This window comes from Sphaerochaeta sp. UBA5849 (assembly GCA_002432715.1).
Lineage (GTDB): Bacteria > Spirochaetota > Spirochaetia > Sphaerochaetales > Sphaerochaetaceae > Sphaerochaeta.
Window position 1 is genome coordinate 1 of sequence record DJGJ01000041.1, and the last position, 9,489, is coordinate 9,489.

9 protein-coding genes and 1 tRNA gene are annotated in these 9,489 nt (G+C 52.0%); 9 read left to right on the forward strand and 1 reads right to left on the reverse strand.

The window, feature by feature from the left end:
* Positions 1–51 precede the first annotated feature (51 nt).
* Entirely contained in the window at positions 52–603 is a 552-nt protein-coding gene (locus tag B3K89_RS07145) for a GNAT family N-acetyltransferase (protein WP_345907212.1), read from the forward strand.
* A gap of 6 nt (positions 604–609) precedes the next feature.
* Here B3K89_RS07145 and B3K89_RS07150 read toward each other — a convergent pair whose 3' ends face one another.
* Complete coding sequence (locus B3K89_RS07150; RefSeq protein WP_293891322.1) at positions 610–963, reverse strand: arsenate reductase family protein; 354 nt, start codon at positions 961–963, stop codon at positions 610–612.
* A gap of 266 nt (positions 964–1,229) precedes the next feature.
* On the opposite strand from B3K89_RS07150, the gene tig reads away from it, so the two are divergent.
* The 8 genes from tig to B3K89_RS07190 all read left to right on the forward strand — a co-directional run bounded on the left by tig (position 1,230) and on the right by B3K89_RS07190 (position 9,118).
* Positions 1,230–2,579, forward strand: coding sequence for a trigger factor (gene tig, locus B3K89_RS07155; protein WP_293891325.1), 1,350 nt, complete (start codon positions 1,230–1,232; stop codon positions 2,577–2,579).
* Between the two features lie 111 nt (positions 2,580–2,690).
* A complete protein-coding gene (locus B3K89_RS07160; protein WP_414712343.1) occupies positions 2,691–3,278 on the forward strand; it encodes an ATP-dependent Clp protease proteolytic subunit in 588 nt (195 codons plus the stop codon).
* On the forward strand, positions 3,278–4,507 hold the full coding sequence (gene clpX / locus B3K89_RS07165) for an ATP-dependent Clp protease ATP-binding subunit ClpX (protein WP_293891331.1): 1,230 nt from the start codon (positions 3,278–3,280) through the stop codon (positions 4,505–4,507). Before B3K89_RS07160 ends, clpX begins: the two co-directional genes overlap by 1 nt.
* A 1-nt stretch (position 4,508) precedes the next feature.
* Positions 4,509–5,495 (forward strand): DHH family phosphoesterase, encoded by a 987-nt coding sequence (locus tag B3K89_RS07170; protein ID WP_293891334.1) that lies wholly within the window; start codon positions 4,509–4,511, stop codon positions 5,493–5,495.
* A 51-nt stretch (positions 5,496–5,546) separates the two neighbouring features.
* On the forward strand, positions 5,547–6,548 hold the full coding sequence (locus tag B3K89_RS07175) for a hypothetical protein (RefSeq protein WP_293891337.1): 1,002 nt from the start codon (positions 5,547–5,549) through the stop codon (positions 6,546–6,548).
* Positions 6,549–6,552: 4 nt separating this feature from the next.
* Complete coding sequence (locus B3K89_RS07180; RefSeq protein ID WP_293891340.1) at positions 6,553–7,158, forward strand: non-canonical purine NTP pyrophosphatase; 606 nt, start codon at positions 6,553–6,555, stop codon at positions 7,156–7,158.
* Positions 7,155–8,933 carry an oligoendopeptidase F gene (gene pepF / locus B3K89_RS07185; protein WP_293891343.1) on the forward strand — a complete coding sequence of 593 codons (1,779 nt, stop codon included), beginning with the start codon at positions 7,155–7,157 and terminating at the stop codon, positions 8,931–8,933. The genes B3K89_RS07180 and pepF overlap by 4 nt, the downstream gene beginning before the upstream one ends.
* 100 nt (positions 8,934–9,033) lie before the next feature.
* Positions 9,034–9,118 (forward strand) — tRNA-Leu (locus B3K89_RS07190).
* The last annotated feature ends 371 nt before the right edge of the window (positions 9,119–9,489 follow it).

Here is a 9,489-nt window from a genome sequence, read left to right on the forward strand (position 1 = left end):
CTTTCTTTGTCTGCTTCTTGAACAGGAAAAAAAGAGTTGCTATGCTTGGGTATGAAACTTGATGCAACCGAACACCGACTGAAGAACGGAATGGCAATAACAATCCGCAGCCTTGAAAGCGAGGATGCGTCGCTTGCAGTCGCCTACATGAGAACCATGTATGCCTCCTCGCCTTTTCTGGCGCGCGAGACTGAGGAATGGAACATCACCATTGAAGAAGAGGCTGCCTGGCTGCAAAAGGCGGAGGCTGACGACAAACGCCTTTTGCTGGGGGCGTTCTCTGACGGTCAATTGGTTGGTTTGTGTGATTTCTCTCCGGTTTCCACAATGAAGCGCATGGTTCATCGCTCGCAATGCGGCCTTTCGGTGGCACCGGATTTCCAACACAAGGGAATCGGGCAGTTGCTTATATATACCCTGTTGGAGCGGGCAAAACAAGCCGGGTATGAGCAGATGGAACTGGAGGTTGTTTCTTCAAATTCGAAGGCCGTCAATTTGTACAACAAGTTCAAATTCACCAAATGTGGAACCATTGAAAGAGGCATGAAGTACAAGGACGGCGCCTATGCCGACCTTGACATCATGATGTGCAGGCTCACGTAAGCTCGGTCAGGTTGCAAAGAAAGCGTCCCACTCGGCTTGCCTGAATCCGACGAGCACTGTTGCATCACAGACGAGCAAAGGCCTTTTCACCAGCATGCCGTCACTGCTGAGCAGGTCCAGGATTTGGTCGGTATCCAGGCCGGGAAGCTTGTCCTTGAGGCCGAGGCTCCGGTAGAGCTGTCCGCTGGTATTGAAAAATTTCTTGCTGTCGATGCCACTCTGCTCGATGATTCGCCCAAGCTCCTGTTTGCTTGGTCGGTCTGCTTTGATGTTCCGATAGGTGAAGGCGATATTCCTGCTTTCCAGATAGGCAACTGCTCGCTTGCAGGTGGAACAATTGGGATAACAAAAGATGGTCACATCCGGTCTCCTTCCTGTCATGGTAACAGAAGAAAAGCCAGCCTGCAATTGGACAAATTTGCCCAATCCCCTAGACCAAAGAGGAAAAAGTTGCTATATACAATATGTTTCCGCTAAAAGGGTTTTCTCAATCCGCCCTCTCTAGGGTGGTCGAGCTTTTATGGTTGTAGTATACTCCTTGCTAGCTGGACTGAGGAAGGGAACACGAAAGGGCTTTGCCTGAGGATATACAGGGTCCGGATTCGGACCGAAAGGATGAACATAGGATGATCGCTGATAAGAGTATCAAAGAATTGGAGAACTCCTCCGTCGCGCTGACGGTCACCGTGACCGCCTCCACCATCGAGAATGATTACAAGGCAGCACTGCAGAAGTACGCCTCTACCATCCAACTCAAGGGTTTCCGCAAGGGCAAGGTACCTGTTTCTGTGCTGGAAGGCAAATTAGGCAAGGCTATCCGCGAGGAAAGCACCTTCAACACCATCGAAGCCGCCCTCAAGGAGGCTCTGGAGAGTGTTGAGGACAAGTACAAACCAATCTCCTTCAGCACTCCCGAATTGCTGGATGAAGAGTCCCTGCTCCCTTTCAAGGCTGATACCGATGTCACCTTCACCGTGAAATATGATGTGATGCCTGCGTTCGAGCTTCCCGCCTACAAGGGCTTGACGGTAACCTATCCGAAAGTACGGGTAACCGATGAGGCAGTGAATGCAGAGATCGACAAGCTGCGCGACCAGAATGCAATAACCATCGACAAGCAGGATGCCGCAGCCATGGGGGACATCGTCACCGTTGATTATGTCGAGCTCGACGAACAGAACAATGAGGTTCCCGGGACCGAGCGCAAGGAATTTGTGTTCACCCTCGGCAGCTCCTCCAACTTCTATCAGTTCGACAGTGACTTGGTCGGCATGAAGGCCGGGGATGAGAAGACTTTCTCCAAGACCTACGCCGAGGACTCCACCGTGGAAGGCTATGCAGGCAAGACCATCACGCTCAAGGTGGCTGTATCGGCCGTTAGATACCGCGATGTTCCCGCTCTCGATGATGAGTTTGCCCAGGATGTGAAGGAAGAGTACAAGAGTGTTGCAGATTTAACCAAGGCGACCCGCGAGAAGCTTGAAAAAGCGCTCGAGGCGAAGCTTAAGCAGGTAAAACTCAATGCCTTGAGCGAGGAGCTTTTGAAGGGAACGACTGTTGCAATTCCCGCCAGTATGATCGATCTGGAGATCGACCAGAGCTGGAACCGCTATGTGAAGCAGACCGGTCTCAGCGAAGAGCAGATTTTGCAGATCCTCCAGTTCCAGCATAAAACCAAGGAAGATATCACCGCCCCTTGGAGAGAAGCTGCCGAGAAGGGCCTGCGCATCCAGCTGATCATGGACAAAATCAAGGATACCGAGAAGTTCGCAATAGACGAGGAGGAATTGAACAAGACGCTGGAAGAACAACTGAAGGATATCACCGATCCCGCTCAGCGTGACTATTACAAGGCCATGATCGAGGACGATATGCGCTTCCAGAAGGTAGCTTCATTCCTAGAGGAGAACAACACCTTCGTCGAAGGCGAAGAGGTTGCCTATGAGACGTTCATGAGCCAGACCTACGGTGCGTAAGAGTGCATCAGACAGTGTTGTACGTTGTGAAGAGGCGGGTCCACACAGGTTCCGCCTTTTCAATCCCAGCTTAGAAAGGGGGCTTTTGCCATGAATATCCATCCTTTTAGGATGCAATCCAACATACCGATGGTCGTCGAGCAGTCAGGAATCGGCGAACGAGCCTATGACATCTTCAGCCGTCTGCTCAAGGATCGCATTATTTTCCTTGATGGCGAGATCCATGACGCCAATGCAGATCTTGTAGTAGCCCAGATGCTGTTTCTGGATTCCGAGGACGCAACCAAGGACATCAGCCTCTACATCAACAGTCCCGGCGGATCGGTCACCGCCGGTCTTGCCATTTACGACACCATGCAGTATCTGCACAGCAATGTACAGACGATTTGCATGGGACAAGCTGCGAGCATGGCGGCCCTGCTGCTTGCCAGCGGCTCGGAAGGAAAGCGCTATATGCTTCCCTCCGCAAGAGTCATGATCCACCAGCCTTGGGGTGGTGTCGAGGGGCAATCCTCCGATATCTCAATCCACGCCAAGGAGATCAGCCGATTGAAGAAACTTACCATCGATATCATCGCCCGTCATACACACAAGAGTTTTGAACAGGTTTCCAAGGATGTCGAACGGGATTTCTTCCTTTCAAGTGATGATGCTGTCACCTATGGTATTGTCGACAGCGTCATGAGAAGGAGTAACTGATGGCGCGAAACGCGAAAGTCTGTTCTTTCTGCGGCAAAGGCCAGGAAGAAGTAAAAAGACTCATCAATGGTCCCGGTGTGGCCATCTGCGATGAGTGCATCAAGGTGTGCAACGACATGCTCGCCGGCGATCCTACGTTCCAGGAAGATGCAGTCGGACTTCCCGACCGCATTCCTACCCCGAAGGAACTGAAGGAGTACATGGACGAGTATGTAATCGGTCAGGACGATGCCAAGCGTGTACTGGCTGTAGCGGTGTACAACCACTATAAACGTGTCAAATTCCAGAAACAGATTGCCGAACAGGGAGTTGAGCTGGATAAGTCCAACATCCTGATGGTGGGGCCCACCGGTACCGGAAAGACCTTGCTGGCCTCTACCTTGGCAAAAAAATTGCAGGTCCCCTTCGCCATCGCCGATGCCACCACGCTCACCGAGGCTGGATATGTCGGCGAGGATGTTGAGAACATCCTGCTCAAGCTCATCCAGAACGCCAATGACAACATCAAGGCAGCCGAGCATGGAATCATCTTCATTGATGAGATCGACAAGATTGCCAAGAAGGGAGAGAACCCATCCATCACACGCGACGTCAGCGGTGAGGGTGTTCAGCAGGCCCTGCTGAAAATCATCGAGGGAACCGATGCATCCGTACCTCCCCAGGGAGGCAGAAAGCATCCAAACCAGGAGATGCTGAAGATCAATACACGCAACATTCTCTTCATCTGCGGTGGGGCCTTCGTTGGTTTGGACAAGGTTATCGAGAAGCGCGTCTCCAGTCATGCCATGGGTTTTGGTGCAACCATTGTCAATACCCAGGAAAAGGACCTGCATGCTCTCTACAGCAAGATGATGCCGGATGACTTGATTAAGTTCGGTCTGATTCCCGAGTTCATCGGCAGGCTTCCCATCCATGTTGCGCTGGACAATCTCTCCAAGAAGGACTTGATGAGAATCATCGTGGAACCGAAGAACTCCATCCTTCGCCAGTATGAAGCAGCCTTCCGCCTTGACGGTATTGAATTCATCTTCAAGAACGAGGCTGTCGAAGCAGTGGCTGAGAAGGCGTTCGAGCAAAAGACTGGTGCCCGAGGCTTGCGTTCCATTGTCGAGAACATCATGATGGGCATCATGTACGATATCCCTTCCATCCACCAGGTGAAACAGGTGATCGTCGGACGGGAGTGCGTGCTTGAGGGCAAACAACCCGAGGTCATTCGTGGAGCGTGAAATGTTCAGTTATCCCCCATTTGACGAACAGATTCTTGATCTGTTGAGAAGTCGGGACGAGTTCATCGTCCTGGGACATATAAGCCCTGATGGGGATTGCCTTTCCAGTCAGATGGCCGCAGGATCGCTCTTGCTCAAGATGGGCAAGACGGTCCACTTGGCCAACGCCGGTCCATTCGATCGTTCCGAAATTTCCCATTTGCGTGCAGATTTTCTCGCTCACATCGACAAGGATCTCTATGACCGCAATCCCATCGTTGTCGTCGTCGATTGTTCATCTCCTGAGAGGATTGGACACCTCGCCCAAGAAATTGAAGGGTTGACCACCATCGTCTTGGACCACCACAGCAGCGGGGAGCAGTTTGGAACCTTCCGCTACATCGTGCCCCGTTCGGTATCGACCACCCTTATCGTCATGCAGCTGTACAAGGCGCTTGACGTGGAAATCTCCCAAGAAATCGCCGAGCATCTGTTTTTCGGATTCGCAACGGATTCGGGCTTCTTCCGCTTCATCAACGCGTATCGGGGAGAAACCTTGCGTCTGGCTGCCGAGCTTGTCGATCTCGGAGTCTCCCCAAACATCATGGCCGACCGGATGACCGGGGGAAAAAGCCTTGGATATGTGAAGTATCTGGGCAAGCTTATCGATCGCAGTGAGAGCCTGTACGACGGCAGGCTCATGCTTTCCTCCTCGTTCCTCAAGGACCGGGATACCTACATCACGACCGACAAACCCAGTGACTCGCTCTATGCGATGCTTCTTTCGGTCAAGGATGTCGAGGTCGTACTCTTCTTCAAGGAACTCGAAGGCGGCGCCACCGAAGTGGGATTTCGCTCCTCGCACCAAAGCAGCGTCGATGTCGGCGCTTTGGCCGAGCGGTTCGGTGGAGGCGGTCATAAGAAAGCTGCAGGAGCCACCATTGGTGAAGAGATCACCGTGGTACGGCAGAAGCTTGTCGATGCTGTAGGAGAACTGCTGGGCAACTGACTTGGCATACACATTGCATACAGAGGTGATACATCACCATAGGAGTATGCAATGTACATCTTACCTCTCTCTGAAAACGCTTCATTTCAGTTGACCAAATCGGTTGTATGCTATCAAAAGAGACATACAGATCAATCGCTTTATCGCACGCTGCATGAGCAAACCCAACAATTACTCTATGAACTCCCATTGTTTTTACACCTCATCGATGAAGAAGATTGTTGTGAGTTTCTGTTCTTTTGTTACGATTCCATCCCGTATTACCTGAACACCTACCGGGAAGGAAGACTCTCCTATATTGGATACTTGAGCCAGGTTGTGCGCAAGCGCAGCCGTTATTTCATCGCTCAAAAGCAGATTAAAAAACAAAAAGAGCGCTTGCTCGCTGAAAGTGATTTCTACCATCAACAAACAACCTTCGAGCTGCCGGAAGAGACAGCCGAACAAGCAATGTACTGCAGGTTTTCCTCTGTTGTCGAACAGGACATTGCCACCCTCCCCTCCCTGTTCTCAGAGCTATTGGAACATCGAAGCCAACCGACGATCATGAGCGATCCCAAGCTGCTGGAATTGCAGAACATTCTTCGACATCAGGTGAATCGCAAGCGGTTTTTGATCATGCTCACCCTGTCCCCGCACCTGGCCGCCCACTATTTGCTCGAAGATCTGGCTTCTCTTTTGGAAGTGAGTCCTGCCCTGCTTATAAAATATTTGAATACAGCAAACAGTGTTCTTGCACAAAAACGAGCGTGCAAGCAAGAGTTTGAAACCATCAGCCACAGGCACTTCAGACGCTTGCTGGAGATCGAGTCGGAACTCCTTCGGGAGGAGGATGAAACAAAACGCCTGAAACTCGAACGGCTGCGCATATGGAATCAGCGTGTGTATAAGGCCAAAGTCAAGCAAATCAGGACGATGGAACTCAATTTGAGCCATAGTGAATTGGGCAACCTGCTGGGAATCCCAAAGGGAACCATCGATAGTTCAGTGCACTACATGAAGCATCTGCTTTTGAAGTGTATGGACGAACAAGGGGACAATGAGTATCTTTAGACCCATGAACATTCTTTTGGCATCAAACAATTCCCATAAGAGGGAGGAATTCTCCCGCCTGCTGAAAGCCCATACTCTCATCCTGCCCAAGGAGCTCGGCCTGGATTTTGATTTTGAGGAAGACAAGGCCACCTTTACCGAGAATGCCCTGGGCAAAGCAATGGCCCTCGCTGCGAACGCCCCGAAAAACATGGTGGTTCTCGCGGATGACTCAGGGCTTTGCGTGGATGCTCTTGGAGGAGGCCCGGGCGTGCGTACTGCCCGCTACGGCATGGAAACATTCGGCAGGCTGCTGGAAAGCGGCGAGCGCAATCTGTTCCTGTTGGAGAATATGGAGCATCTGAAGGAGCCTTCAGAGCGAAGTGCACAGTTTGTATGCGCCTTGGCATTGGTGGCGGACAAGCATCGCGTCTTTACGTTTTGCGAATCGGTGCACGGCAGAATTGCATTTGCCGCCTACGGTAAGGGAGGTTTCGGCTATGATCCGGTCTTCTTTGTCACCGAGGCGGGGAAAACCATGGCCGAGCTCACCGATGAAGAAAAGGACCACTACAGCCACCGCGGCCGGGCTGCCCGGCACCTGATCACCTTGTTAGGAGAAATTGCATGAAAACACTCAGCCGAGCACAGCAGAGAACTGAAGATACCTGGGACCTTGGAAGCTTGTTTGAGAACACCCAGGTATGGGATGAGGGGCTTGGGCAACTTGCAGAGCGCATTGAGCAGGCACCTCGGCTGAAGGGAACCCTCGCAGCAGGGAAAGCCTCATTCCTACATACGATGCAGTGGTATGAAGAGACAGCCGTTCTTGCAGAGCGACTGTACAACTATGCCTTTTTGCTCTATGCGGGCGATGCTTCGGACAACGACAATGTCAGACGCTATTCGCTTGCCTCCCAGCAATTGAGCCAGCTCTCCGCGGCCATGGCTTTCTTTGATCCAGAGTTGTTGGGCATTGCGGATGATGTCATCGAGACCTACCTGAACGATGAAGATTTCGCCCCCTATGCCGTCTTTATCCGCAAAGCACGCCGATTCAAGGAACATGTACTCAGTGAGGCGGAAGAACGCCTGATGGCTTTGCAGGGAGAAGTCGGATCGGTGATGCGGACCACCTTCGGCGATCTGACCAACGTTGATTTTGATTTCGGCGAGCTCGAGGGGAAACCTCTCACCCAGAGCTCCTTCAGCAGCTTCTTGATGCAGGATGACAGGGACCTGAGACGAAGGGCTTACAAGCAGTTCTATGCAGTCTACGAGAAGAGCAAGCATGCCATAGCCCGGCTCTACGAGGGGCAGGTGAAGCAGGACATATTCTGCAGCAAGGCCCGCGGGTATGAGAGCTCACGAAGCATGGCTCTCTTTGGCGACAGGGTGCCCTTGACCGTGTATGACAACCTGATCAAGGCTGTGCATGAGGCATTTCCCGTGTTGCACCGCTACTATGCACTTCGCTCACGGCTGTTGGGCCAGGAGAAGCTGGCACACTATGATGTCTATGTTCCCCTGGTCAAGGGAATCCAGGCCCACACAAGCTACGAGCAGGCAGTGAATACCATCTGCGAAGCTCTCAAGCCGCTTGGACCTAATTACGTGGAAACACTCAAAGCCGGACTTACCACCGAACGCTGGGTCGACCGCTATGAGAACAAGGGCAAGCGAAGCGGAGCCTTCAGCAGCGGTACGTATACTTCCAAACCCTATATTTTGCTGAACTACAAGGAGGATGTGCTTCGCGACCTGTTTACCGTTGCCCATGAAGGCGGTCACTCCATGCACAGCTATTACAGTGCGAAGAACAATCCCTACTTTCACTACGACTACACGATCTTCGAAGCCGAAGTGGCGTCCACCTTCAACGAGCAGCTTGTAGCCAAGTATATGATCGAGACTTCATCCGACAACAAGACCAAGGCATATATTGTAGGCAAGCAGATCGACGACATCGTCGCCACCCTCTTCAGGCAGACGATGTTTGCCGAATATGAGAAGATCACCCATGAGATAGCGGAAGCAGGCACTCCTCTGACCCTTGAGGTCCTGAGACAGGAGTACCGCAAACTGCTTGAAGCCTACTTCGGGCCTGCAGTCGAGTTTGAAGCAGAGAGCGATCTGGAAGGCCTGAGGATTCCGCACTTCTACAGCCCGTTCTATGTATATAAGTACGCAACCGGCATCAGTGCCGCCATCGCCTTGAGCCAGAAAGTCCTCTGCGGAGGGGAAGATGAGCGCAACGATTATCTGGCGTTCCTCTCTAGCGGCGGCAGTTCCTATCCCATCGATTCGCTTCGCAAGGCTGGTGTCGATATGGAGAGTGAAAAACCGGTACAGGAGGCCTTGAAAACGTTCAAGAGCCTGCTTGACCAATTTGAGGCACTGCTCTAGGAGAATTCAAGCCTTCTTTTTCAAAAGAGGGCTTGACTCACATCCCAACGGTGTTGTATTGTTGCCACGTTCGGTTTGAAAAAACCGAAAACCTCATGATGCGGTAGTGGTGGAATTTGGTAGACACGCTAGCTTGAGGTGCTAGTGGCGGAAACGTTGTGCTGGTTCAAGTCCAGTCTACCGCACTCAGTCAAACCCTTGCCAAGAAAGAACTTGGCGAGGGTTTTCTTTTTATCTCCCTTCTCGTGATAATTTGAAACCAGAAAGTGACACCATTTGTGATACCAATTCAAGAAAGGAATCCCCACATAGGTGGGGAATACGGGGACAGGCATCGGCGCTGATGAGATCGATGCAAGGAATCCCCACATAGGTGGGGAATACTCCTGTGCACCACCTTGGCAGCCGTCACGGTACGGTTCATCCCCACACAAGTGGGGAATACCCACCCCGTCTTCAACCGAGACGAAAGGCTTCCGGTTCATCCCCACACAAGTGGGGAATACGGCATGAACTGCGCCCTCCATCCTTCCTGTTGCGGTTCATCCCCACACAA